This window comes from Methanoregula sp. (assembly GCF_049686655.1).
Lineage (GTDB): Archaea > Halobacteriota > Methanomicrobia > Methanomicrobiales > Methanospirillaceae > Methanoregula.
Genome location: NZ_JBAVIG010000037.1, coordinates 1 through 26,189 on the forward strand (window position 1 = coordinate 1; position 26,189 = coordinate 26,189).

A 26,189-nucleotide genomic window follows, 5' to 3' on the forward strand; every position below is an offset into this window, starting at 1 on the left:
ATCGTATCCGTTGATTATCCCGATCGTGACACGTACAGGCTATCTGCTACAAGCGGAGTTCAGAAGAATTTTTACGGTTTCCAGGTAGCCCGGAGCCCGGCGAGATTCCCATTAAAAAAGATTAAAGAGCTCCCTGGAGGATGATCTGTGTTGTACCATCACTGAATGCCCCGGTAATAATAAAATTGCTGGTCAAGGGTGCCATCAGGTAAACAGAAGTTCCGACAGGAATACTCGTATCACCATTGAGAACAAGACCACCGTTGTTTGGCGAAGGGGTTGAACCCACAAATGCAGTGCCTGAGGGTACAGTTACTCCAAGAATTGCCGGTTGTCCATTAACAGTGAAGTTAAGCCCGATAAGGGTTGCAGCATCCTGTCCCCCTGAATACGTTGCAACAATCATAGATTGATTCGGCCGGTTTATAGACGCTGAAACCACTTTGGTCTTGGTGATGTTTCCTGACATGCCAAATACGAATGCGGCGATAACTGCCGCCAGGATCACCGTAATTGAGACCATCAGGATTACACCGATGACCGGAGATACAGCGTCTTCATTTTTTGGGGTAAATTTCATTGTTTTAAACACCGATACTATGCCCAACGATGAACTTAACAATGTGTACTTAAATTATTTCATGTGTCTATATATAAATTTAACTTTTTCTTAATTTATAGATTCTCAAGGCCTAACTAAAAATTTGCATAATTCTGGAATTTCCGGAGAATCTGATGTAAATTAGGTGCCATACAGAAATCATTGTTTTTGATTGTTGACGCGCTTGATGACTTCGGCATATTGAATCCTGAAGAGATGAAAAGCGCAAAAACCCGCAGGGTTCTTCGAACACTGCTTCCGCAAATAGAAGATTCCTTAGAGAATTTCGAAAAATGATTTTTTTGTATCAGATCCCATGATAGAAATAATGAATTGTTTTATACAGTAGTGATGATGGAGGCATGGATGGATGCACCCGGATTATTTTTGATGAGCATGTTTTTAACCCAGCTTTTGCAGCATAATACCGATAATCGTGGGTGAAGGAAAAATTGTCACGATATTGACTACCCTGCAATTCATCAGGAGATCTTTTATCAAAACACCCCGGCTCGTTTAATAAAATTTCAGCGTGATATTGTTTGACGGCCTGAAAAAACATTTCGAGATGTTCGGGTTGAACATATTGCAAGGATCCCGAACTTATCAATACAATGTCTTTACCTTGAAATTTTTGAAGAAGAGTCCTGAATTTTTTATGAATAATCCGGTATTCCTGAATCAGGAATGGACTAAATAAAAAAGATTAGATGGTATTCTGCAGGATAACCTGGGTTGAACCGTCAGCGAATGCACCGGTAACAACGACATTGCTGTTCGTTGGTGCAGGCAGATAGAGAGAGGTTCCAACAGGCATACTTGTACCGCCATTGAGAACAAGGCCTCCACTGGTTGAAACACCAGCACCAGTACCTGCATATGCAGTGCCGGAAGGTGCTGTGCCACCGTTATTCAGATTGGCCGCAGTTCCTCCTACCGTGAAGTTAAGCCCAATAAGGGTTGCTGCATCCTGCCCACCCGAATACGTTACGATAATCGTAGTTGAATTCGGCCGGGACATCGTTGCTGCGACGACCTTGGTCTTGGTGATGTTTCCTGCCATACCGAACACAAATGCGGCGATAACTGCCGCGAGGATCACCGTGATTGCGACCATTAAGATCACACCAATGACCGGTGAAACTGCTTCATCATTTTTTCTGGTAAATGCCATAATTTTCAAACACCTTAAAATGCCCGACAATGGACATGACAATGTATAAAGAGTCTATTTACTATACTTGTATATAGATGTTCGTATCTGAAATGCAAGGTATTAGTTGGTCAAAAAATTAAAACCGTTCGGAATAGTGTAGTATAAGGAAAGATGATAAATTTAGTATGCGCGTTCTATAATAAAAAATAATGAAATTTTTTAATGAAATTTTTTTCCATTGTGTCAAAACTTACAGAGTTTAATAAATATGATGTGGAGCATTTTTTTATAGTCTGAAGATTATCGCATATTTCGATACCCGGAATTTTTCTCAAAATTCCGTAAAGAGACAGCGAAATATTGGTTTTTTTAAATTAGCGGGGATAGCGCGTAAGATCCCGGGGGTACTTGACCTTTTTCCGGCATATTCTGGAAGATTCAGATTGGAGAATAAACGCTGTAAAAAAAGTTAGATTGTATTCTGCAGGATTACCTGGGTTGAACCATCAGCAAATATACCGTCTACAACGATATTGCTGTTGGTGGGTGCAGTTAAATACAAAGATGTCCCGACAGGAATACTTGCATCGCCTAACAGAACAATACCATTTTTGCTTGTAGTATATGCTGTGCCAGACGGTGGGGTAGGAGATCCGCCATTCAGAGTTGCTGCTGCCCCTCCCACCGTAAAGTTAAGCCCTATGAGCGTTGCCGCATCCTGGCCACCTGAGTACGTTACGATAACTGCAGTTGCATTAGGCCGGGACATCGTCGCCGCAACGACCTTGGTCTTGGTGATGTTTCCTGCCATACCGAACACGAACGCGGCGATAACTGCCGCGAGGATCACCGTGATTGCGACCATTAAGATCACACCAATGACCGGTGATACTGCTTCATCATTTTTTCTGGTAAATGCCATAATCTCAAACACCTGAATAATGCCCAACCATGGACATGACAATGTGTAAAGAAATTATCTCCAGTAAACATATATAAACATTTCTTTGGAAACTGGCAGTGTAGAAAGTCATGAAAATTAAATTCACATTGAATTCTGGAGTATTAACAGATAATAAAGGAAAGTATGCTTTACATTTATCTGCATCAGTTCCGGCATAATACTGTATTTTATAAATAAGGACATCAGCTAAAGTCTGGATATTTCGAGTAAAAATACAGGAATATTTTATAACGGATTTGTTTCAGATTTAACAACGATATCTTAAAAGAGAATTTAAATTTCAGAAAAAGTTGTGTTAATATTAACGCGGGAATACTGGTGAATTTTGATGTTTGGATCATGATACCATATCTGATCCAGATAGATCAGATAGCCAATTCAAAAACTTCTGACATACATTGGCTGAATAGAATCCGGTATTATCAGCATCTTGTTGGAATGATGATACTGATCAATCAATACAGGATAAAAATACAGGATAAAATACTTGATAAACAAAATTTACCGAAATTTTGTTAAAAAATCTCGTGGAGGTCCTTGCTGGAAACAGGAACCACGATTGCCCAGTTAGTGTGAACTGTCGGCACGCGCAGATTAAAAAATATCCGATGGACCGTAAACAGTTGTCGGGTATCCGGAAATATTGCAGATCTGTGCAGGAATGATCAAGGACCATGAATAGGTTTCCTGAAATAGTCTGCCAGTCTTCAAAGACCGCATCTGTTTAATACCCGTCAACAACAGAAACCGGGTATGGATCAGAAGATCGCCATCTTCCAGCATGTCCCCCGTGAACCCGCCGGTTATTTAGAGACCATCTTCCGGCAGAAGGAGATCCCGTTCGAATATATCCGGCTGTACGATACAAATGAAGTACCACGCCTCCGGGATGCAACCCACCTCATTTTTCTTGGCGGGCCCATGAGCGTCAACGATGAAGAAGAATTTCCCTGGCTCATACAGGAGAAGGAACTCATCCGCAGATCCGTAAAAACCGGCCAGAAAATCCTCGGCATCTGCCTCGGGGCCCAGCTCATCGCATCCGCATACAGTGCCAGGGTATACAGGTACGTGAACGAAACCGGATGGTCCCTGCTTGATCGCAGACCGGATGCTGCGGGAATATTCTCCCGGTTCCCGGAACAGTTCCACGTCTTCCAGCTCCACGGGGAGACATTCGAAATTCCCCATGGCGGCCGGTTGCTGGCTTCCGGGAGCGCGGTCCGCAACCAGGCATTCTCCTGCCGGAATGCACTCGGACTCCAGTTTCACCTTGAGCTTACCGATAAGATCATCCGGGACTGGGCAAAAGACCTGAAGATTCATCAGAAAGAGAAAATCGCCCGCGACACGCCACGGTATCTTGCAGAGAGCAAACGGCTCTGTGGATTGATTGCTGAAGAGTTTACTGGCTGCTCCACAACCAGGACGCACAGTGGATTTCCGGTGAGTTCTGAAAAACACGATTAAAAAACATGTGTTCCACCGGATAATATCCTGATGCAAGGATTTCCCCTAGGTAAAAACATCCCTGGAAGGGTCCAGCAGGATCTCGTGGGAAAGATTCGTCAGCGCAACAGCCCCGAGCGCCCCGATGACTCCATTGCCCCCGTACAATGAGATCCCAAAGCGTTCCGCTGTCGCTTCGGCAACGGTCCGGGCCACAACCATACCACGGACCATCTTTCCGTACTCCCGGAGACCTTCCGGCATGTGCAGGCCGGTCCTGATCGCTATCCCCCAGTCGTCGGACAGGGATTCATCAGCAACGAACCTCCTCACTTTCTCAACAAGGGTGCCGTACCGGGCCGGGAGCACTGCCACCTCAATATAACTGGCCGAGTTCCCGGCTGTCTTGGTATAAACAGCCGGGTTCAGCATGACGACCTGGTGGCTGATCGGTATCACTCCCTTGATCCGGCTGATGTGGTTGAGCAGGGCAAGGGCAAGGGCAAATGTTGCCCCCCCCTCCCGGGTATCCGTATCATCGATGCCAATCGTAACCTGCATAAGAGTATTTGTCCGGATCTTTCCTTCCACGATATGGTTCCGGGAAGCAGATTCGACATGGATCACTCCTTCCGCTCGGGACATCATGTCCGAGAGTGAATAGGCAGGGCCGCCTATGCAGCGGATGTGCTGGGTGATGGTATCCCCGGCCCGTTCAATACCGAAGATACCGACTGCAGAGAGCGGGGGAAGACCCACCTCAATGTCCCTGCTGCCGATTGTTGCCGATTCGCGCAGCAGCGTCCCGTCACGGCTCACCTTTGACAAAACACCCCCGGCAAGGGTATGGTGATACCCGCAGAACGCCGCACAGGCCCCGCTCACACATTCATGGTATATGGCAACATCATCGCCATCCACGGTGGTAAAGATCCGCCGGCAGGTACTTGAGGGCATGGCACTGATCGCGGCGTAGCGTGCAGCCGTCCTCCCCCGTTTCTCTTCCCGCATGAGCACGCAGCCCTCGCGGAGAAGGCGGTTTACCCAGTCCTGTGCCGTGCTCCGGGGAATGCCGGCGGATTTCTGGATATCGGTCACCGTAAAAAAACCATTGTCCAGAGTGAACTGCCGCATCATGCGCAGGTAATCGCGCCGGTGTTCAAGTACGCTGGACATACCGGTCCCGGATGAAGAGCAGGTCGCCGATGATGGCGCTTGCCGTTTCTATGGATCCAGCCCCCCTCCCGATCAGGGTGATCTCCTTTGCCATGTCGGTCTCAAGGGTCAGGGCATTCAGCGTACCTTCAACCACGAGAGGATGGTTCTTGGAAATGATCCTCGGGGAGACACGGATCAGGTTTTTCCGGGGCATCGCTTCTGCAATCAGGCGGATCGTGCATCCTTCTTCCTCGGCCAGCCTGAGTGCATCCGCGGTCAGGAGATCAATGCCCGTGCGATCGACATCACTGAGTTTCACACTATTGCCCCAGATCGTATTGGCAAGGATCACCAGTTTGATCGCCGCATCGATACCCTGCACATCGTACGTGGGATCCGCTTCAGCGTACCCCATCTCCCGGGCTTCCATCAGGGCCTGTTCATACGTAAGCCCCTCATCCGCCATCCGGGTCAGGATAAAATTACAGGTCCCGTTCAGTACTCCGTAAAGGGCGAGGATCTCATTTCCGGCAAGACCGTATTCCAGCGTATGCATGATCGGGATTGCTCCGGCCACCGTTGCCTCGTACCGGAGTGCAACCCCGTTCTTCCGGGCCAGCTCCCGGAGATCGTGGAATGCAAGGGCAATAGGCCCCTTGTTGGAGGTAACGACATGTTTTTTCCGGCCAAGGGCTGCCCGTATATAGCCGGTAGCAGGTTCCCCGGTAAGTGCATTGGTCGGTGAGACTTCAATGAGAACGTCGTAGTCTGCCGATTTTACCACATCATCCGCTGCTATATCTGTGCTCCCGCACAAACCGGTCTTTTGTTTGTGTGCAAGCATCTCACCGATAGTAATCCCGGCCGGGCTGATGATACCGCTCCGGGAATCAGCAACACCGGTGACCTGGATCCCGAGGTCTTTCTTTGCAAGCATCCCGGCAACGCCTTTCCCTACCGATCCAAGCCCGATGATCGCAACCTTCATGCGATCTCCTCCAGGGGTTCAATCAGGAGAAGGGATTTCTGTGCAGATACCCGGCGGAGGATGGCGAGTGCAGACTCCATATCCACCTTACTCAGGGCCTTGATGGTGATCCGGGAGGAGGAGCGCTGGTTCACGGCCGGCATGCTCATGGAGAGTTCACTGACCTCAGCAAACCCGGTAGAATCGATCTGGTCCACGGTATCCGAGAGGTCGGTGTGCATAAGATGGCCGATCATGATCACCGTCCGTTTGTACAACAGGCGCTCTTCCCCGATACGCTGGATATGCACTCCCTGTTCCTGCAGGAGCTCCACGAGTCTCTCCCGCTTGCCATCCGGCAGCTCAAGAACGATCTGGACATTCAGTGTCCCTTTTGCGAGATCGGGTTCCCGCTGGTGGATGACCGCAATGATATTGCCCCCTACATCAGAAATCGGTTTGAGAGCGGCCACCAGCTGGCCGGGAGAATCGTTCATCTCGAGTTTCATGGAGACCTGCACAAAACCACCTGACAATTAGTAGAACGCCCTGCAAGATAAGTCTTTATTTTGGTTATCCGGACATGATGAGCCGTAAAAACGGAGATGTGAACGCGGAGAAACGGGCATGGTGAAAAACATTAAAAAAAGATGGCCTCCGAATGGGAGACTGCTCTCAAAAGGAATGGCAGGCTTGAGAAGAATTCACGGGTTTTTTAACGCTCGTGATCCCGCCGTTCCCGCCGCTGAAACAGCCATCCTGCAGAGCAAACGGTTCCAAAGAATGTTCATGAGAATTGTATATCCCCTCAGGTTTTCCTATGAAAATCTGTAGTGCAGGGAAAGTTAATGTGGAGGTTTACCTCTGAACCTTCAGTTACGATGAACTCCGCCGCCCCCAATGGGGCGCCCCCCGCGGCGGATTAGTGACCCCACAAGAAAAATGCTGGAGAACTCCCTGCCCCGCCGGGTCTCGGAGAGGCCCTGAGGCGGGGAGCCCTCGCATATACCGCATTTCTTTATCGGTTTTTGTGATTCCGGCATGAAGATACAGGTTCATATCCGGTTCTACAGAACCGGGAAGAGTACTCCCCACATTGGCGACTTTGATGGGGACAGGGACAGAATATTAAAAAAAGATCCTATAAATTCCTGAGTTTTTTGTCAACTTTTTCAAAGAAATTCCGTTTTACATCCACAAACAGCGCCGGGTACTCTGACCGGACTACCTGGATCACGCTGGATATCCCGAGTTCGATCGTCTGCTGCCCGTCGATGACGAGATTTGCAGGCTTTGCACTCTCAAGGGAGATTTCAAGACTCCGGTTATCGCAGATAAGGTGGGGCCGGGATGACAGCATATACGGGGCAAGAGGAACAAGGAGGAAACCGTGGATCCGGGGATCAACGATCGGCCCCCCGGCACTCATGGCATACGCGGTGGAACCCGTAGGAGTACTGATCAGGAGCCCGTCAGCACGGAAATGATCGGCAACGCTGCCATCCACCGAGATGGAGAAATGGAGCATCTTTGCCGGGCGGGTAGTTACGATCAGGGCCTCGTTTAATGCCACACCAAGACGTTTCCCGTCTTTAAAGAGGGAGATCCGCATCCGTTCCTCTACGGAAAAACCATCTGGCATGGTGCTGATGAAATCGAGGGCTTCCTCAGGTTCCAGGTCGGCAAGGAATCCTACTTCCCCCCAGTTGATACCGAGCACCGGGATCGGGTGGTGCAGTTCACTGATTGTCCTCAGGATCGTACCATCCCCCCCGACGATAATGACCGCATCGGCATGAATTTTTGCCAGCGGGATGCCTTCGAGTCCAAGCGCCCGGGCCGTGTCCTGATCGAACAGGGTATCACACCCGCTTTTTGTAAGTGAACTCCGGATCTTCCTGGCAAATGCCAGCGCATCCGGGTTGTCTATCCGCGAAACAACTGCGATCTTCACCCGGTTCACCTCAGATACTCAATCACTTTATGGTGCAGGTTCCCGTTTGTCGCGACAAGGCACCGCCCGGCGGTTACTTCATTAGGGAACCGTATCGCATCCCCGTTCAGGTCGGTAACACTGCCACCGGCTTCACTGCAGACGAGCATTCCGGCCGCTGCATCGGTCACCCGCAGGGTCCCCCTGAGATCAATAAACCCGTCAATACGACCATCAGCCACATAGCAGAGTTCGAGTGCAGACGCCCCGAAAAGGCGCCAGCGCCGTATTTTCTGGCCGAGCAGCAGGACACGACCGGGATCGAATTTCCTGCTGTAGACACTCATGGCGCATTCATCCAGATTGGACAGATCCGAGACACGTATGGACTTCCCGTTGCACCGCGCATAGTGTCCTTTCTCCGCAGTAAATGTCTCACCACTCGAGAGATTGCGTACATACGCTTTCGTGACGACACCCTCCTCGGCATAAGCAACGGAGAGTGCGAAGAACGGGATACCCGCCACTGCATTGAATGTACCGTCAACCGGGTCCAGGTATATGGTTCCAGTCCCCCCTTCAAATTCGATCTTCCCTGCTTCTTCACTGATGAGCAGGGAGCACAAGGGGTTGTCCTGTAAGTAACTTATGACACAGTCTTCGGCAACCTGATCGATAAGTTTTGTGGGGGTTAAGTCGGCACCCATTTTAACGATCTTTCCCCCTTCAGGTGTCCCGACAAGATCCCGGATACTCTCTTCCACGGATCCGGCCATGACATCACATGCGGAGAAAAAATCTTTTTTCATGACAACCAGGCTTCCATTTTCTTAACGTTGTATTTATGTAATGCAACAGAAATAAATTACTAACGCGTTTACCATTTATGACAATTAGGTGTGATTGAAATGAAAGAACAGACTGAAATCGGAAAGATCAAGGAAGGACGCTATATCGTCATCGAGGATGAGCCCTGTAAAGTTGTCGGTATTGCCACGTCCAAACCGGGAAAACACGGTGCTGCCAAGGCACGTATCGATGCCGTGGGAATTTTTGACGGCGTCAAGAGATCGATCGTCCAGCCGGTATCTGCCAAGACATATGTACCTGTGGTGGAGCGCAAAAGCGGCCAGGTACTATCCATTGCCGGGACCGTTGCCCAGCTGATGGACATGAAAGACTTCACTAACTTTGAGATCCCGATTCCTGAAGAAAAACAAGGCACAATCGAAGTTGGTAAGGAATACATGTACATCGAATCGATGGGCAAGAAGAAATTCGATTGATTATTTTTCCCAATACCGGATCAATTTCCTTTTTTTAATAACCGGTTTTTCCGTATCCGTGTTTCACCTCGTGAACATGTGACCATTATAGTGCATTCGGAACTTTTGTATAACGGTTCCCGAAAAAACAAAGGCCTATCAGTATTTCCCGATATAGCGTGTAGGGACACGGATCTGAATTGAATAGGAACTGAGAGAATGAGCTGTGATGATGAAATAATAATTTCTCTGCCCTTCGAAAAATTTCTCTATCCAGGGTCTTGGATCCGTTGATATAATGTTCCCATCCGCATCGGTTGTTGTTACCCAGAGTGAGGAATCCAACCCTCCCGGGGGCGTGATGGTCCTGACGATCCGGTTGGGATCGTTCCCATCCATCACATTGATGGTGAACTGGGGGTTGGTCACGGAAAACGATCCCTGGATAACCGTCTGGGAACTTCCACTGCCTTTCATGCCGCTGGTCGGTCCGACCGTGACTGTCGAACTGCTGAACGATTGCCCTTTGCCGCTCGCAGGGCCGGCAGGATCTACGGTATACCAGAGTTCCCAATAGGGAAACGGGACATACATGATACCGGTTGTTCCGCTGCTGCCATTATTCGATGCAATGGTAGCAAAAGTAGTCATGTTGGTATCATAAGGAACACTGTTAATCCGGGTCCCCGCGGGTATGGACTGGTTAAATGATACACCGTACGTTGAAGGATTTACAAAAGCAACCGTCTGGGTCACTTTCGGATTCCATGTCGGTACCGGCGAGGGGATGGGAGAAGGAGTAGGGGTCGGAATAACGCTGGTGGAAGTTAGTACAATATGAGGTTCCGGGCTCACAATTTGCTGATCCGCCACGGCAACGGGCAGGGGAGTTGTAGTGGCAACGGAAATACCTGTATCCACCGGGTGTCCGGTAACCATGGGCTTTATGACTAAGGCAATGACGAGAACGAGTATTAACCCGGCTGCCAGATACATCATGTCCTGTTTGTCCATGGAGATCAAGGTACCTCTTGATTTTTCCCACATAAATATTACGGTAAAATTACAGGATCAAAAAGGAAGATTTATGAATAGAAACAAACAGGATCCTGTGAACTACCGACGGCCACAGGTAAGAAGAAGATTGGAAAACTGCGGGATCTGAACGGTAATTTAGCAAAAAAATCCCATAATCCTGAATATCATTTTTCAAAATAAGAAAAACTTATAAATACAATAATAACATTTTATCACACAGGGACGTTGGTATACGCCAGTGTCCACTATCTTACTTAAGGTGAATCTATGAATTCGCGTAAATCCAATGACGAGGGATTCACTGGCCTTGAGGCGGCGATTGTGCTGATCGCATTCGTTGTCGTCGCGGCAGTGTTCTCCTATGTAGTGCTTGGCGCCGGGTTCTTTACAACCCAGAAGGCCCAGCAGACCGTGCACACAGGTGTGCAACAGACAACGTCGGCAGTTGAACCATCAGGACCGGTCAGTGTGCAGGCAGAAGCAGATGGGGCAACCATTGGTAATATTACCTTCTACCTCCAGCTTGCTGCGGGGGGAACCGGGGTGGACATGAGTAAAGTAACGTATACGGTTTCCACCTCTTCAATGGTCAAGACCTTTACGAATTCTACAGCAACGTTATCCTGGGTAAAACAAAATACACCTGTTGACCCGGGCCAGACCACTTACGGAGGATTGTTAAATGCCCGCGAGATGGTCCTTGTAACGATCCAGCCAGGTTTCACATCAGCACAAATGGGCACCAATACCCCGTTTATTGTTGAAGTTAATCCTCCCGTTGGAGCGGCTCTGCCAATTGCCAGAACGATCCCCGCGGGAATGACTGCCAACACGTGGTATGAGGTATACTGAGGAGGGTGAAAGAAATGAAAAATCTGTATTCAGAAGATGCATTCACCGGCCTTGAAGCCGCTATCGTGCTGATCGCATTCGTTGTGGTTGCGGCAGTGTTCTCGTACGTGGTACTTGGCGCAGGGTTCTTCACATCGCAGACGGCCCAGTCCACGGTCCACACGGGCGTGAGCCAGGCCAGTTCAAGTATGGAACTGGTCGGGAACGTTTACGGGGTTAAAGACGCCACCAATAATTACCTGGACTATGTTAACACGACTGTTTCACTCACTGCAGGTGGTACTCCTATCGACTTATCTGCGATGGTAGTATCATATAACGATAATAACGGCGGTCACAATGCAAATTTGACCTATGAGGGCGTTGCCCAGGAAGGATCTGCGTGTACAAATTCACTTGGCGGTACCGCTCCCCAAAGCTGGTGCATATCCGACAAAATCAATAACATAACGACTGGTGCGATGCTCGATAATGGTGCTCAAATGATTATCACAGTGGGGGTACCTACAAGCGCAACACCAAATACACAATTGACAATTAATTTCCAGCCTGCGGTTGGAGCAGTTCTTCCCATCGCAAGGACCATCCCCGGTGGCCTCACCGCAGTCCAGCCACTCTACTAATTTTTTTCCTTTTTTTTAGTCACTTTCCTGGGATTCATTATTTCCCGATCAGGTCAGGCAATGAGTTCTGGTGTTAATTCCGGACAACCTGTATGACATTGCACTGCACGAATGGAGATGAAAGAAGGGATTTTATTAAAAATTGAGAAGAATGCTTTACAGCGGGTGATTGTAACCCTGCTTATCGTGGTGTCGTAGCAGGAGTGTTTTTGTACGTGGTTCCCGGCACAGGATTCTTCCAACCGGTGCACGACTCCGGAGGCTGTATGCAATTCCATGGCAGAGGGAAGTTCTATTATTGAGATCCTCGCTGATTTCTATGGTATATCCACAGCAGGAGTACCCCCACCTGCATCAATTTCAGGGTTGCGGTTACTGCCAGTTAGACGTCTGTGAAATCGGACCGTAGCTCATGTTCTGTTCCTGTCCAACCGGAGCCCGTTATGAATTCCACAAGACAAATACGGCATTCACAGGTCCCACCAACCATTGTATCAGGAACCATCCCCATAAGTATATTTCACGCAGAACACCCCGGGGAACCTCAGATAATATCCAAAATATCAACGACGAATTCATTGTTTCAGCTGGAATAATCTGCAGCCGGCACAGAAACATCTATTACGAAAATATTGCCGGTTATTTTGGCGGGAAAAAAGATGTAACATATCCTCATTTCTGAATGACAACAGTCACGCACGGGTATTATATGCAGGTACATATCTGTATATCCGGCCCTGGAGGACAATTCAGAAAGTCCTGAAATAACCCCCGCATTTTCTTATAAATTACAACATAGCGCGTTCCCGGCCTGTTTTACGATAAGAATGTTTATTAATTAAAAATGTGATATAACGAATAGATACTCTATGGCGGTAAATCAGGCACAGGTTGACCACATCATCACTGCTGCCTCCGAAGATGATCCGGAAGTAAAGCTCCAGAACCTTGAACGGGAAGTCGACCTCATAAAGACCTCTATCAAGCGTCTTCTCATGGACATACGGGAACGTATGAACGAACTGGAAAACCCGTTCACCCTGTCAATCCCGGGCAGCGGCGGAGCTGGAGCACCGGGCATTGCACCCGGCCTGGATGCCGATGTCAAGGATGCCCAGAAATCCGCGCTTGAGGCACGAGAAGCGGCCCTCGATGCCAGAGAATCGCAGATGGACGCAACAAAAGCAAAAATGGATACAGAAGCTAAAAATGAACCCGTCAAAAAACAACCTGAACCTATTGGCTCACCAGCAAACGAAGACAAAAAAGTTCTCGAAGACCAGATGCTGGCACTGCTGAAATCCCAGATCGGAGCTCCCCACAAGGCAACGGTATCCCCCACTCCGGCCCAGCCCCAGGCAAACGAAAAACTGAGGCTCCAGAAAGTCTACAAACTCTTCAAATGGACTCATCAGTCTGTAAGGAAATTTGGCCATGACAGGCTTGAGATCATGCTGGAATCCTACCGGGTCATGGGGTATATATCCAAGGAATCCGCTGACGAAATACGTGAAATATCCCGCCTGATGCCGGCAAACCTTGGCGAAGAGCATGAGGTGGGCCCCGATGAATTCGTATCCGAACTTTATGCACTCAACAGGATACTGACGCCAAACGATACTTCCCTTGACCGCGATATGATCGAGGTCATGATGGAGCAGCGCCAGCAGGAGCCTGTCGTTCCCGGGAGAAAACCTGAAGAACGTATAGATCTGTCCACAATCTCACTCAATGAGAAGAAAAGTTCGTCTCATAATAAAGAGAAAGATGAAGAATGGATGAACCTCCCGGACAGGATCTGATAGATGTCTGCCGAGACATTCACTACCGCTATGTTCCTGATCACTGCTGTTATAGCGGCAGGTGTGCTCATCAATGCGGTTTTCCCGGTTGTATATACTATGGCAGGGACATTCCAGTCTGCCACCCATGAATCTGACCAACGTCTCCGCACGGATTTCAAGATCGTAACCTCATTTGCCAATTATAATGGGGGATCACCACAGAATCCCGGTGTTGCACAAATCTGGATGAAAAATGTCGGCAGTTCCCGGATACCGCTGTCTGATATCACCAACCGGTCAGACGTCTTTGCCGGTGCCGACAGCGGTTTTGATCGCCTTACCTACGATTATGGATATAGCGGAAATTCCGGGACATGGACTGCAGAATTGTATGATACCAATAATAACCAGTACTGGGATCCGGGAGAGACTCTCCTGATCACCGTGTATACGGATAAGATACCTTCACCGTCCAGCGGAGACACGGTATACTTCCAGTTCATACTTCCCGATGGGATCTGGAGATCTACGGACTTCGCGGCATTCAATCCCGCGGGGAGCTGAAATACCGTGGCCGTTGCAGAACTGATCGGGGCCGCGATAGGAGTGCTCCTTCTTGTCGTGGTAGCGTACCTTCTTGTGGGGGGTACATTGTCGACCGCCGAAACCGTAGTCACGGCCCAGAAAGATATGACGCTCCTGAACGAGATACGGCTAAGAACCAGTATCATCGTGTCTGATGAGTGGATTGATAACAGCAGCTACATGAATTTCAATATCACGAATACCGGAGAAGAGACGGTCACTGACCTGCCTCATCTGGATGTTTTTTCGTTTGATAAATCAAACGGGTATACACACCTGACATATGACAGCACAAAAACCGGAACTCCGGATCCGGGGAGATGGCAGATCGCCGGGTTTGTAAATGATAACATTCATGAAGGAGAACTGGACCCGGGAGTGACGTTGAGGATCAGGGCCAATATTCCTGCCGGGGAGAGTCCGGACCTCTTCCATCTGGAAAACTTCCAGTTTACCACGAGCACCGGGGTTTCTGCATATTCTGCAGTATTGAATCCATAATATCCAGGGAGTATTCAGGATGGCAACAATATCAGATTTGATGGGAGGTGAAGACCGGCGGATCATATCGACCGGCAACACCGAGCTCGATAAAAAGATAGCCGATGGTCTCCCGATGGAGTCCCTGACCCTCATCGAAGGGGAGAACGATACCGGCAAGAGCGTGCTCACCCAGCAGATCATCTGGGGGGCTATGAAACAGGGCCTGTCCGTCGATCTCTTCACTACGGAGAGTACCAGCAAGAGTTTCATCAAACAGATGGAATCAATGAGCCTCGATATCTCAGAATATTTTGCCTGGGGCTACCTCAAGATCTTCCCCCTCCACGTGGTCGGGTTCGAATGGAAGAAAGAGGAGATGGTCAACATCCTTGCCCACCTCATAACCCACATCCAGCAGAGCAAGTCGCAGGTAATTATTGTCGATTCCCTGACCCTGTTTACCGAATATGCCGAGACCGATGCCATCCTCACCTTCTTCACCAACTGCAAATCCCTTGTTGATCACGGCAAGACCATCCTTGTCACGCTCCACACCTACGCCTTTGAGGAAGACACGCTTGTACGGATCCGGTCCATCTGCGATGCCCACTTGAACATGAAAAAAGCATTGGTCGGCGATAAATACGTGATGGTCATGGAAGTCATCAAGGTCAGGGGCGCACGAAAGACCACCGGAAACCTTGTTAGTTTCGAAGTCCATCCGGGATATGGCATGAAGGTCATCCCGATGAGTTTTGCGAAGGTCTGATATGGGTACACTATCCGTTGCGGTCAATCTGCCGTTCAAGCCTGAAACCATAGATAACACCATCGATTTTTACAATGATATCGAATCCAGTGCGCTCTACAAGATGCTTCCGGCCAATGCCAAAGAATATGTCAGGGCCAGCCCTCATCTCCTCGAATACCTCCACACATTCCCGGTCAATACCTATGGGATTCCGCTCTTCCTGTCGGAGTTGAAAAAAGACCTCCGTTCAATGAAGAGTCCCAACATCATATACCCGGTAAATGACACCACCTTCGTCCATATTCTCCCCGACCCTGATGATGTCAGGAACTTCTATATCCCGATCGAACCGTCTTTCCTCCACAGTGTCAGCCAAATGCTGCCGGTCATCGAGACGAAACTAATCGATCTTATCGATGCACTTGAAGAAGATCCTATCAGCGACAAGGAACGGGCCGAAGTGATCAAGAAGATGCTGGCAAACGTAGCGGTCACACGCCCGAAGAACGTTGATATAGCAACACTCACCGGGGGGGGGCCCGGCCAGCAGGATTTCAAATCGAAGCTTACGAATTTCCTCAACACAGACTTCACGGCAAAAGACAAGATGAAGAATGTCAAGAAAAAGTTCCAGATTCCCATGACTCCCGATGGAAAAGTGATCCTCACCAACGAGGAATACCGCGCCATCGAATACCTGCTGATCCGTGACAAGATCGACATGGGAGTCCTCAAGCCATTCCTGTCAGACCCGTACATCGAAGATATCTCCTGTGACGGCGTAGGCCCGATCTTCATTGAGCACAAGATCTTCAAAGGATTGAAATCCGTTATTGAATTCAAGGTATCCAGTGAGCTTGATGAATTCGTTGTCAAGATGGCGGAGCGGATCAAGCGCCCCATCACCTACCGGAACCCGGTCATCGATGCAACCCTTCTCGACGGTTCGCGTATCAACATTGTCTACGGGACCGCCATCTCCCGGCACGGGAGCAACTTCACCATCCGTAAAGTGAACGAGGTCCCCTTAAGCATCCTCAATATCGTCGAGAGTAATGGTATCGACTACCTGGCTGCTGCGTATCTCTGGATCTGTGTTGAGTACGGGATGTCACTCTTTGTTTCCGGTGAGACCGCAAGCGGGAAGACAACACTCCTGAATGCAATTACGACATTCATCCCACCGGAGAACAAGATCGTCACTATCGAGGATACGCCCGAACTGAACGTTCCTCACCGCAACTGGATCCGCGAAGTTGCGCTTGCGAAGGGCAAAGGAGAAGGCGGAGGGGCAGCTGGTGAAGTATCGATGTTTGATCTCCTGAAAGCGGCACTTCGTCAGCGTCCCAACCAGATCCTTGTCGGGGAAATCCGAGGGGTTGAAGGAGCCGTTGCCTTCGGTGCCATGCAGACAGGTCACCCGGTAATGAGCACATTCCACGCGGCTTCCGTTGAAAAACTGATCCAGCGTCTCTGCGGGGATCCGATCAATATTCCCAAGACCTATGTGGATAACCTCAACCTTGTTGTCATCCAGAGTGCAGTAAAGCGCCCTGACGGGCAGCTCGTCCGCCGGATGATCAGCTGCAACGAGCTGGTCGGTTTCAATGCCGAGACACAGGGGTTCACGTTTGTGCAGATGTTCACCTGGGAGCCGGTATCGGACACATTCGTCTGGACAGGGAAAGGCAGTTCGTTCCTGCTCGAAAACAAGATTGCCACGATGCTGGGCATCCCTGACAGCCGGAAAGCCGAGATTTACCTTGAAGTAGAAAAACGGGCAAAGATCCTGGAAAGGCTCCACAAAGCCGGGTACACTAAGTTCTGGGACCTGTTCCATATGATGACAAAGATCAAGAAACAGGGGCTCCTGACAATCGGTGGATGATATGGCTGATCCTGTTCCCGATCCAGCCGAAGCCAAGGAAAGCAGGCAACTCCCGTTTGCCTCCACGATAGAGGACATCAAGGAAACTCTGGCCCAGGTCACGGAAAACAAGAAGATGAGCGCGGACCTGCTCTTCATGAATACATACATGGCATCCCTTGCGCTCGCCAGTGCCGCCCGCCCGGAAATTTTTTCTTATGCCGCAAACCGCAAGGAATACGTATCGGCAAAATACATCGCCAAGGTCGATACGTATGTCAAAAAGTGGGGTTACAGTTACTCTGAGTCCCTCAGTATCGTTGCCGAGCGCACAAAAAACACAAATCTCCAGAGCATGCTGAACCGGTATGCAAATGCAATAGAATCCGGCCAGCCTGATGATGACTTCCTGAAGAACGAGCTGGCAACCGTACGGAGCGTATACCGGAGCCAGATCGAACAGGGTCTCGAGCTGCTGAAAAAATGGGGAGACGCCTATATCGCAATGCTCCTGTCCGGTACGGTCATTGCCGTCACCATGATGATCTCCATAGCGATCTATTCCCCTGCGGGCACGCAATCGACCCTCAACATCGCATATGCGATTATTCTTGTCATCTGTTTCTTTGGCAATCTCCTGATGTACCAGTCTGTACCGGATGATCCCAAATCCCATGGCCTCACGGCACACTCCTCAAGGGAACAACAGACAATCCATGCAATGGAACGGATTATTGTCCCGTTAACGATCGCGGCTGTTATCGTACTTGCCCTTCTTGGCGTCAGTGCCGGAATGATCTATATCCTTATTGGTGTCCTGATGGCACCTCTTGGGATCATCGGGTTTATTGACGATTCCAACATCACGATGCGGGACAATGATTTTTCAACCTTCATCAGGAGTTTTGGTGCCGTGATGGGAGGACAGGGCACAACGGCAGTTTATGCACTTGGCACGATCGACAAGAAATCGCTGACGGCACTCGAACCGCTGGTCAACTCGGTATATTCCAAGATGAATCTCGGGCTTGACGACAAACAGATCTGGGACAAGTTCATTGGCGAATCCGGCAGCAATCTTATCTATAAATATCTCAACATTTATCTTGACACAATCACCCTTGGCGGTCCACCGGAAGCTATCGGCACAGTTGTGGGTTCATCCATGCTTGAACAAACCCTGCTGCGGGAAAAGAAAGATATGCATGCGAAAAGTTTTATCGTCCTGCTCGTACCGATGCATGTGGCGATGGCAGGGATTTTTGTTGCCCTCTTCCGTATCATGGTAGTCCTGACCGGTTCTGTAGGTTCAATGATGGCACAGTTCCAGAATTCATCTTCAGCCGCGTCGGTATCAGCCGGTATGAGCGGAGGCGGGATGTCGGCAAATGGTGCACTTGGCGGGCTCAGCATGTTTACGAATTTCCCTGAAAAAGATATGGGTTTTTTCGTGGTAGTTATCCTGACAATTATTACGATATCCAATATCACGGCTGCACGGATTGTAGGAGGCGGGGACAGGTATATGTTTTATTTCTATGCGGCATTATTCTGTACATTGACGGGACTTGTGCTCCTTGTCGCACCCATTGGCGTGAACATGTTCTTCAGCCCGGAGGGACTGCAGCAAATGGCATCAGCGGGAACATCAGCAAGCGGAGGTTGAAGTGGACGCACGAATACGCAGAATACTCATGTTGTTTACCATCCTGGTGTTCGGGTTAATCCTGATTTTCTTTGATTTTACCCTTATCCAGCTGCTCTGCATGATGATAATTATCGTAATTATCATGCCATTCCTGCTGGGTCTTGCCACCATCGACGAAGTGCGTACAAAACTTGTTTCCGTGAAGAAGACCGGTCTTCTCAAACGCCTTGATGAAATGAAATTTTTTGAGAAATCCGCACCGTCTTCTGGTCAGAAGACTCCAAGGAAAGAAGAAAAAACCGTCCAGAAAACCGGTGCTAAGGAGACCAAACCAAAAGTCCCTGCGACAACAGGGGGAATCCGGCTCCACATTAATGCATTCATGAGTTCCGTGGGGTCCCTCGGCACTATCCTCAGTGCGAGGGCAAAACAAGGTAAGAAAGTCGAAGATATCAACAAGATGCTCGATAAAACCGTCAGCGAGAAGGTGACAAAGAGTGCACTTCCCGCGGCAACGGGCAGCACAGCCGCATCACCACCGCTTGGAGGGGCGGGCCCGGGGACCGGGGGATCTGCTACAGATACCGATCCATTCCTCAGCTTGTCAAACGATGAATTCGATCCAGGACTTCTTGACGGGCTGGATGATGAGGTTGCATCCTTCCCATCTCCTGACGGGGAGGGCACAACCGGAGGATCCGGCCTTCCACTTCCGGAACCTGAATTATCCATGCCATCACCGGAAGACTCCGCCGGCCTGGCTTCACTGCCTGCCGATGAGGGGACTTCCGGTGATGGGGGACTTGATGCGTTCAAAGGCCTGGACAGCGGGGATACACTTGATGCCGATTTCGGCGATCTTGAAAACCTGAGCCTTGACGACGTGGAACCCGATGACGATATGGTGGGGATGGGAGGCACGTCTGCTGAGCCGGCTGCTGCACATGAGGACCCTGCTCCGTCGGCACCATCACCCGCTGCACCCCCGGCTGATTCCGGAGTTGTCAAGACTGCATGGGTGCCATCGGATGCCCCAAAAGGTGCAGATATGTCAGAGGATCAGGTCAACGTCCAGTCCGACATGGCCTCCTTTGCCAGCGCTTCCGGTGGCAGTGACGAGGATCTTCTCAGTTCCATAGCGTCTGATGTAAAAACGGTTAAAAAGGAGAAAGACGTCAGCCTGCTGCGTGAACTCAAGGATTTCAAGGCGCCCGCGGGGGAGATCGAGAATGAACTCAAGGACATGTTCGACAGGATGAGCGTTGTCCAGAAACCGAAGGAGAAAAACCAGCCCCCTGCCAATGGAATAAAATAAACACAGGAACAACAGAAACGTAATTACCATATATTCCATAGTATGAAAAATTTCTTAAGAAATCCCGAGAGGTACCATGAAAGAAGTCCCGGCAAAGATTGAACACAACAATACCTGGGTCGTTGTCAAGATCGGTGTGGGTGAGGACCGGATTGCATTGCCGGAACCTGTCAACAAGGAGATCCTTTTTAAGACTGTTTCTGACGTGGCCGAAAGGAAAAATGTCCTTATCATTACCGTAAAAACGGATACCGAGGTTGTTTACAAAATACTTTCCGTGGAAAAGGTACTGGCAGTCATAAAGAAACTCATTCTTGGGTCCTGCAATGCCTACCGGCTGATGGCCTACTTCATGTCGCCTGCAATCAAAGGCGGTGTCATGATCAAGGATGCCCAGTGGGAGAAAGGCAGTGTCGTCGTCGTTCATTCCGGCATCTGGTTTGTAAGTGCCACAAAACAGATCTGCGTACCGGTCATGGAAGTTGCCGCCATCGAACTCACGAAACGGGAAGTCCAGAACAAGCCAACAGACGTAGTCAGGATCAATCACCTGGAATCCGGTGAAGTTGTATCGAGCTTCGTTCTCTGCCCGCTTTCAACACTCCAGGTTCTCTACAATTTCCTCAAGGAGACCACAAAAGGCATGGATATGAAAGGCACCGAACTAGACGGTGTCGACCAGCAGGTTGCCATGCTTATTTACTCCGGCATGGACTCCCATGCGATCGAGAATATGCTGAATCTTCCCCATAAACAACTCGATTCAATCTACGACAAAATCCTCAACCTTGGGATTGCTGAAGTAGTTACAATCCGGAGGGAAGTCCAGCTCACCACAAAAGGCGTACGGTATATTTCCGACGCCACAAAATCTCAAACAAACTAAAACCCCTCGTTTCTTTAATCCCATACTGTTTTATGTAATAATATCCCAATCAGGTACTTGATCGTCAATGGGAAAGATTCTGATCGTAGATGATACCCTCTTCATGAGAACGCTTCTCAAAAATATCCTGTTCTCCGGTGGACATACCATCGCCGGTGAGGCCGGGGACGGGGAAGAGGCTGTGGCAAAATACAAGGAACTTAAACCGGATCTCGTCACCATGGACGTTGTGATGCCCAAGATGAATGGCATTGAGGCATTGAAAGGAATAAAGGCAATTGATCCCGCTGCCCGGGTTGTCATGTGTACAGCGGTGGGACAGGAACAGATGGTCAAGCTTGCCATCAAGTCCGGTGCCAAAGGCTATATTGTCAAGCCGTTCCAGGCCCCTAAAGTGCTCGAAGAAGTCAAGAACGTCCTTGCGTCCTGACGTTATGGTGAAAATACTCATCGTTGATGACTCCGTGTTCATGCGGACGGTCATCCGGGATATGGTGACCAAAGACCCGTCAATAGAAGTAGTGGGAACGGCATCCAACGGAATTGATGCCCTGGAGAAGATCCAGAGCCTTGAGCCGGACCTGGTCACCCTCGATATCGAGATGCCTAAGATGAATGGTATCCAGGTACTTGAAGAGCTCAGGAAATACAAGCGTCACCCCAAGATCCTGATGGTCAGTTCCCTGACATCCAGGGATGCAGAGATGACGCACCAGGCAATCCGGCTGGGTGCTGACGACTTTATGCTCAAACCCAAGGATATCCCCCATGTGCGGGAGATCGGGGATGAGCTGGTCTCAAAGATCAAGCATCTCGTCACTCTTCCTTCCAAACCTGCCGAGCATAAGCCCTGTGTTAAGGGGGGCCCGGCTGAACGGGTTGTGCTCATCGGTTCTTCTGCCGGCGGGCCACCTATGCTCGATACGCTCCTGGCAGAGCTCCCTTCAGACCTCCCCGCAGGTGTTGTGGTTACCCAGCATATGCCAACGGGATTTACTGCGGCACTCGCCGAGAGGTTCAACCGCATCGCGACGATGCCGGTCAAGGAGACTGAGAACGGGGACGTGATCGAGACCGGGAAGATCCTCCTTTCAAAGGCCGGTGTGCACACCATCATCAGCGGCGATATGAACGCCAGCAATATAAAAACCGGCCGGATTATCCACTCCAATACTCCACCGGTCCACGCAGTCCGTCCGGCAGTCGATAAGACATTCGAATCCGCAAGCCATGTCTATGGGAAAAATATCGTCTCGGTTATCCTGAGCGGCATGGGAAACGATGCGGGGGAAGGGGCACACGCAATCAAAGAGGCCGGTGGCATAAGCCTCATCTGCGACGAGAAGGATTGCCTTGTCTATGGAATGGCCAGGTCCGCTATCCAGAAGAATGCTGTTGACAAGGTTCTCCCGCTCAACCGGCTGGCACGGGAGATCGAACGAACCGTACTCCAGATGGAGGATACCTATGTCTGAGTTTGAGGCATACCGGGGTCTTTTTGTCGCAGAGTCCCGGGAAAACCATGAGAACCTTGTGAAAAACCTCCTCCTTCTTGAAAAAGGAGCGGACCAGAATGCCATTGATGAGATCTTCAGGTCATGCCACACCCTGAAAGGCGCTTCGGCATCGATGGGCTTTGCCGATATGGAACGCCTCTGCCATGCAATGGAGGATGTCTTCCAGCTGATCAGGAGCGGCAACGCGGAGATGTCCCAGGAGCTGGGCAATATTCTCCTTGCCTGTTCAGATGTACTCGAACAGATGATCGACGATGTAGAATCCGGGGGAGACACATCATCCAAAAATCCTGACGAACAGGTCCACGCCCTGAAGTCATGGCTCGGGGAACGGGGTGGCAAAGCGCAAACAACCGGTCACCCGGTTCCCTCCCCGTCATCAGTCCCGGAAGAATCTCATCCGGATACAGCGCCATCTCCTGATACCGGGGACCTTCCCGAGTACGACATCCGGATAACCGTTGCAAGCGAGTGCATGATGAAAGATGTGCGGGCAATGATTGCAATCGGTAATCTTGAGGCCTTGGGAACCATCACATCAATAACTCCTTCCAAAGTGGCAATCGATGAGGGAAAGTTTGACGGATCGCTGGATCTCCGTATTGCGAGCGATGCCGGCGAAGAGGCACTTAAAACCGCAGCGCTGGGCACAGAAATCGCCAATGTTGAGATAAAACCGTCAGTAAAACAGGAATCCCCGTCACCAAAAGGTGTGGATACTGATAAAAAACAAGCTGCCGGGCCAGACAAGAACCGTGAGATCAAACACCTCAGGGTCGACATCCACCAGCTCGACCATATCATGAACCTTGTCGAGGATCTCGTGATCAACCGGGGCCGGCTCAAGCAGATCGCTGAACAGCACCACATCAAGGAGATGGATGAAGCGATTGGCATGGTCGATCGATCGGTATCGGATCTCCAGAACCTGATGATGAACATCCGGATGATCCCGCTCAACCAGATATTCAACCGGCTGCCGCGGGTTGTCCGTGATGTCGCCCAGTACGACAGCAAGGAAGTCGATTTTGTCATTGAAGGTGGGGAGACCGAGCTGGACAGGAGTGTGATGGACGGGCTGAACGACCCGCTCCTGCACCTGATCCGGAACGCGGTCAACCACGGAATTGAATCACCGGAGGTGCGGGAGAACGCGGGAAAACCCAGGAAAGGATTTGTCAAGCTGTCCGCCCACCGGGACAGGGACAATGTCATCATCGAATTGATCGACGATGGCGGGGGCATCAATATTGAGAAAGTGAAGAGGAAGGCAGTCGAGAAAGGGCTGCTTACCCAGGAAGCGTCTGATACCCTTACTACGGATCAGGCAATCGATCTCCTCTTCCAGCCGGGCTTCTCCACTGCTGACAAGATCACGGACATCAGCGGGCGGGGGGTGGGGCTGGATGTGGTCAAGCGATCCATTGAAGCCTTAAAAGGCACAATCCGCGTCGAAACCACGGAGGGGAAAGGCAGCCGGTTCGAGCTCCTCCTCCCGCCGACGATGGCAATCGTCGATGTCATGATCGTCCGGATAAACAACAAGCGTCTCGCCATACCCATAAGCAGTATTGTTGAGGTGGCAAATTTCAAACGTGACACTACCCACCACATCGGCAAGGGTGAGGCGATCCTGCTCCGGGATGAGGTGCTCCAGATATACTGGCTGAGCGATATGATGGGATCATCGGCGGTCTGTGAGATTCTAATTATTGTACAATACCAGAAAAGGAAGTGCTGTATTCCCGTGGACGTTGTCGAAGGCAAACAGGAAGTCGTTGTAAAACCCCTCAGCAGGTTTATCGGGAACACCCGGGGCGTCAGCGGCGTCACTATCCTCGGAGATGGTGATGTCGTGCCCGTGCTTGACGTAAATACGATGGTGTAGGAGTCAGACATGAAACTAACAAGCGTTCAATCCGATGCAATCCAGGAACTCGGAAATATTGGCGCTGCACACGCAGCAACCACCCTGTCCCAGATGCTGGGCAGTACCGTGGAGATGAGTGTGCCCGCCATCAAGGCGATCGATATTTCAGAACTCGGGAACTATATGGGGGAGGAATCTGCCGCCATGGTCGCCTTTGAGCTCCAGGGCGAGATCCCCCACGGGGGATATATCATCTTCTATATTTCCCGTGAGTCCGCAATACGCCTGACCAACACTATGCTCGGGCTGACCGATATGAACCGGACTATGAACGAGATGGACGAGAGCGCGTTGCTGGAAGTGGGCAATATCATGGTCTCGGCATTCCTGGATGCCACTGCCGAACTGCTCGGATTTATCATGCTCCCTTCACCACCGGCCCTGAGCCTTGACATGGCGCATGCAACCATGTCAAGCCTGATTGCCCAGATGTCGGAAGAGGTCGATGATGTCCTGCTCTTCTCCACAGAACTGGTCTGTGAGGAGCATAAGATTGACAGCGATATCATTATGCTCCCGGAACCTTCCACACTGGCTAGAATTGTTGAACTGATGGAAAACATGATGAAAAGTATTTAATAAGCGTTGTGAAGACGATGCCCGATTCACATTCAAAAAATGAGCAGACCGCGATGATCGGGATTGGCGAATACCGGGTCGGCTCGTTTCCCATGATGACGATCGGACTGGGATCCTGCATCGGCCTTACCTTATATGACGATTCCCTCAAAGTCGGGGCCATGGTCCACATCATGCTGCCGGAGAGTGCCGGACGGAACGACCGGCCGGGCAAATATGCGGACACTGCAGTCCCGACAATCATCAAGGAACTCAATGCCATGGGCTGCAAAAACCGGTCCCTGGTCGCAAAGATGGCGGGGGGAGCTGCAATGTTTGAGTATTTCGGTGCCAATCTCAATATCGGTGAAAGAAATGCGATCAAGGTCAGGGCTCTCCTGGAGGAACACCATATCCACGTTGCCAGGGAAGACGTGGGCGGCAAATGCGGGCGATCGGTAACGTTCCTCCCTGCCAACAGCGGTAAGTTCAGCATCCGGAGAGCAGATGGCACAACAGCCGAACTCTAGCATTGTTGTTTTTATCCTGATTCTCGTTCTTTTTGTACCAGTATCGGCAGATCTGCAAAATCAGTCAGCCCCGGCTGTCCCGTATACCATCACGCTGTTCATCCCATCTCATGATATGATTCACTCTGCCCAGATCACAGACATGGTGAGCAGTCCCGATAAAAGTGTCATCATTTCTACCTCCTTTGGACTTTCTGCATATAACGGAACCTGGTCTACCAGGCATCTCGACCTTGGTAATATTTCTGAGGGCCTGATGAGCGATTATATCACCACTATTGAGTTTGACGCAGACGGTAATCTCTGGATTGGCTGTCCTGAGGGTATCC

At 50.1% G+C, this 26,189-nt stretch carries 28 protein-coding genes; 19 read left to right on the top strand and 9 right to left on the bottom strand.

Annotated elements, in window-relative coordinates; genetic code table 11:
- Positions 1-121: 121 nt before the first annotated feature.
- The 3 genes from WBL42_RS04495 to WBL42_RS04505 form a co-directional block, all read right to left on the bottom strand.
- Entirely contained in the window at positions 122-592 is a 471-nt protein-coding gene (locus WBL42_RS04495) for a type IV pilin (protein WP_424720070.1), read from the bottom strand.
- Between the two features lie 715 nt (positions 593-1,307).
- Positions 1,308-1,775 (bottom strand): type IV pilin, encoded by a 468-nt coding sequence (locus WBL42_RS04500; RefSeq protein ID WP_424720071.1) that lies wholly within the window; start codon positions 1,773-1,775, stop codon positions 1,308-1,310.
- A 451-nt stretch (positions 1,776-2,226) separates the two neighbouring features.
- On the bottom strand, positions 2,227-2,679 hold the full coding sequence (locus tag WBL42_RS04505; protein ID WP_424720072.1) for a type IV pilin: 453 nt from the start codon (positions 2,677-2,679) through the stop codon (positions 2,227-2,229).
- A gap of 795 nt (positions 2,680-3,474) precedes the next feature.
- On the opposite strand from WBL42_RS04505, the gene WBL42_RS04510 reads away from it, so the two are divergent.
- On the top strand, positions 3,475-4,191 hold the full coding sequence (locus WBL42_RS04510) for a type 1 glutamine amidotransferase (protein ID WP_424720073.1): 717 nt from the start codon (positions 3,475-3,477) through the stop codon (positions 4,189-4,191).
- Between the two features lie 45 nt (positions 4,192-4,236).
- Here the strand turns inward: WBL42_RS04510 and WBL42_RS04515 are convergent, their stop codons facing one another.
- Genes WBL42_RS04515 through WBL42_RS04525 form a run of 3 tightly spaced genes read right to left on the bottom strand, consistent with a single transcriptional unit; the run spans position 4,237 to position 6,804 of the window.
- The gene (locus WBL42_RS04515) at positions 4,237-5,346 is read right to left on the bottom strand and encodes a sugar-specific transcriptional regulator TrmB (protein ID WP_424720074.1); all 1,110 of its coding nucleotides are present in this window, start codon (positions 5,344-5,346) and stop codon (positions 4,237-4,239) included.
- Positions 5,330-6,316: a homoserine dehydrogenase gene (locus WBL42_RS04520; RefSeq protein WP_424720075.1), complete on the bottom strand. Its 987-nt coding sequence runs from the start codon at positions 6,314-6,316 to the stop codon at positions 5,330-5,332. Before WBL42_RS04520 ends, WBL42_RS04515 begins: the two co-directional genes overlap by 17 nt.
- Positions 6,313-6,804, bottom strand: a complete 492-nt coding sequence (locus WBL42_RS04525; protein WP_424720096.1) for an amino acid-binding protein — start codon at positions 6,802-6,804, stop codon at positions 6,313-6,315. The genes WBL42_RS04520 and WBL42_RS04525 overlap by 4 nt, the downstream gene beginning before the upstream one ends.
- 118 nt (positions 6,805-6,922) lie before the next feature.
- Here WBL42_RS04525 and WBL42_RS04530 point away from each other — a divergent pair, with 118 nt between their 5' ends.
- The gene (locus WBL42_RS04530; RefSeq protein ID WP_424720076.1) at positions 6,923-7,129 is read left to right on the top strand and encodes a hypothetical protein; all 207 of its coding nucleotides are present in this window, start codon (positions 6,923-6,925) and stop codon (positions 7,127-7,129) included.
- A gap of 307 nt (positions 7,130-7,436) precedes the next feature.
- On the opposite strand, the gene WBL42_RS04535 is transcribed toward WBL42_RS04530, so the two are convergent.
- On the bottom strand, positions 7,437-8,249 hold the full coding sequence (locus WBL42_RS04535) for an NAD(+)/NADH kinase (protein WP_424720077.1): 813 nt from the start codon (positions 8,247-8,249) through the stop codon (positions 7,437-7,439).
- 5 nt (positions 8,250-8,254) lie between these two features.
- Positions 8,255-9,037, bottom strand: a complete 783-nt coding sequence (locus WBL42_RS04540; RefSeq protein ID WP_424720078.1) for a bifunctional fructose-bisphosphatase/inositol-phosphate phosphatase — start codon at positions 9,035-9,037, stop codon at positions 8,255-8,257.
- Between the two features lie 99 nt (positions 9,038-9,136).
- Here WBL42_RS04540 and WBL42_RS04545 point away from each other — a divergent pair, with 99 nt between their 5' ends.
- Positions 9,137-9,514 carry a translation initiation factor IF-5A gene (locus WBL42_RS04545; protein ID WP_424720079.1) on the top strand — a complete coding sequence of 126 codons (378 nt, stop codon included), beginning with the start codon at positions 9,137-9,139 and terminating at the stop codon, positions 9,512-9,514.
- Positions 9,515-9,652: 138 nt separating this feature from the next.
- Here WBL42_RS04545 and WBL42_RS04550 read toward each other — a convergent pair whose 3' ends face one another.
- Entirely contained in the window at positions 9,653-10,507 is an 855-nt protein-coding gene (locus WBL42_RS04550; protein ID WP_424720080.1) for a hypothetical protein, read from the bottom strand.
- 291 nt (positions 10,508-10,798) lie between these two features.
- Here WBL42_RS04550 and WBL42_RS04555 point away from each other — a divergent pair, with 291 nt between their 5' ends.
- The 16 genes from WBL42_RS04555 to WBL42_RS04630 all read left to right on the top strand — a co-directional run.
- Positions 10,799-11,383 carry an archaellin/type IV pilin N-terminal domain-containing protein gene (locus WBL42_RS04555; RefSeq protein WP_424720081.1) on the top strand — a complete coding sequence of 195 codons (585 nt, stop codon included), beginning with the start codon at positions 10,799-10,801 and terminating at the stop codon, positions 11,381-11,383.
- A 14-nt stretch (positions 11,384-11,397) separates the two neighbouring features.
- Complete coding sequence (locus WBL42_RS04560; RefSeq protein WP_424720082.1) at positions 11,398-12,006, top strand: archaellin/type IV pilin N-terminal domain-containing protein; 609 nt, start codon at positions 11,398-11,400, stop codon at positions 12,004-12,006.
- Positions 12,007-12,875: 869 nt separating this feature from the next.
- On the top strand, positions 12,876-13,808 hold the full coding sequence (locus tag WBL42_RS04565; protein ID WP_424720083.1) for a hypothetical protein: 933 nt from the start codon (positions 12,876-12,878) through the stop codon (positions 13,806-13,808).
- A gap of 3 nt (positions 13,809-13,811) precedes the next feature.
- Positions 13,812-14,354, top strand: coding sequence for a flagellin (locus tag WBL42_RS04570; protein ID WP_424720084.1), 543 nt, complete (start codon positions 13,812-13,814; stop codon positions 14,352-14,354).
- Between the two features lie 6 nt (positions 14,355-14,360).
- Complete coding sequence (locus tag WBL42_RS04575) at positions 14,361-14,876, top strand: hypothetical protein (protein ID WP_424720085.1); 516 nt, start codon at positions 14,361-14,363, stop codon at positions 14,874-14,876.
- 19 nt (positions 14,877-14,895) lie between these two features.
- The gene (locus WBL42_RS04580; protein WP_424720086.1) at positions 14,896-15,627 is read left to right on the top strand and encodes an ATPase domain-containing protein; all 732 of its coding nucleotides are present in this window, start codon (positions 14,896-14,898) and stop codon (positions 15,625-15,627) included.
- A gap of 1 nt (position 15,628) precedes the next feature.
- Positions 15,629-17,497 carry a type II/IV secretion system ATPase subunit gene (locus WBL42_RS04585; protein ID WP_424720087.1) on the top strand — a complete coding sequence of 623 codons (1,869 nt, stop codon included), beginning with the start codon at positions 15,629-15,631 and terminating at the stop codon, positions 17,495-17,497.
- Position 17,498: 1 nt separating this feature from the next.
- Entirely contained in the window at positions 17,499-19,142 is a 1,644-nt protein-coding gene (gene flaJ / locus WBL42_RS04590) for an archaellar assembly protein FlaJ (RefSeq protein ID WP_424720088.1), read from the top strand.
- 28 nt (positions 19,143-19,170) lie between these two features.
- Positions 19,171-20,439 (top strand): hypothetical protein, encoded by a 1,269-nt coding sequence (locus tag WBL42_RS04595; RefSeq protein WP_424720089.1) that lies wholly within the window; start codon positions 19,171-19,173, stop codon positions 20,437-20,439.
- A 76-nt stretch (positions 20,440-20,515) separates the two neighbouring features.
- Positions 20,516-21,325 (top strand): CheF family chemotaxis protein, encoded by an 810-nt coding sequence (locus tag WBL42_RS04600; protein ID WP_424720090.1) that lies wholly within the window; start codon positions 20,516-20,518, stop codon positions 21,323-21,325.
- A 67-nt stretch (positions 21,326-21,392) separates the two neighbouring features.
- Entirely contained in the window at positions 21,393-21,755 is a 363-nt protein-coding gene (locus WBL42_RS04605) for a response regulator (protein WP_424720091.1), read from the top strand.
- 4 nt (positions 21,756-21,759) lie between these two features.
- Entirely contained in the window at positions 21,760-22,800 is a 1,041-nt protein-coding gene (cheB, locus tag WBL42_RS04610; RefSeq protein WP_424720097.1) for a chemotaxis-specific protein-glutamate methyltransferase CheB, read from the top strand.
- Complete coding sequence (locus WBL42_RS04615; protein WP_424720092.1) at positions 22,793-24,730, top strand: chemotaxis protein CheA; 1,938 nt, start codon at positions 22,793-22,795, stop codon at positions 24,728-24,730. The genes cheB and WBL42_RS04615 overlap by 8 nt, the downstream gene beginning before the upstream one ends.
- A 9-nt stretch (positions 24,731-24,739) precedes the next feature.
- Positions 24,740-25,351, top strand: a complete 612-nt coding sequence (locus WBL42_RS04620) for a chemotaxis protein CheC (RefSeq protein WP_424720093.1) — start codon at positions 24,740-24,742, stop codon at positions 25,349-25,351.
- Positions 25,352-25,368: 17 nt separating this feature from the next.
- Complete coding sequence (locus WBL42_RS04625; RefSeq protein WP_424720094.1) at positions 25,369-25,860, top strand: chemotaxis protein CheD; 492 nt, start codon at positions 25,369-25,371, stop codon at positions 25,858-25,860.
- A partial coding sequence (locus WBL42_RS04630; RefSeq protein WP_424720095.1) for a two-component regulator propeller domain-containing protein occupies positions 25,838-26,189 on the top strand: 352 nt, incomplete at its 3' end. The genes WBL42_RS04625 and WBL42_RS04630, both read left to right, overlap by 23 nt.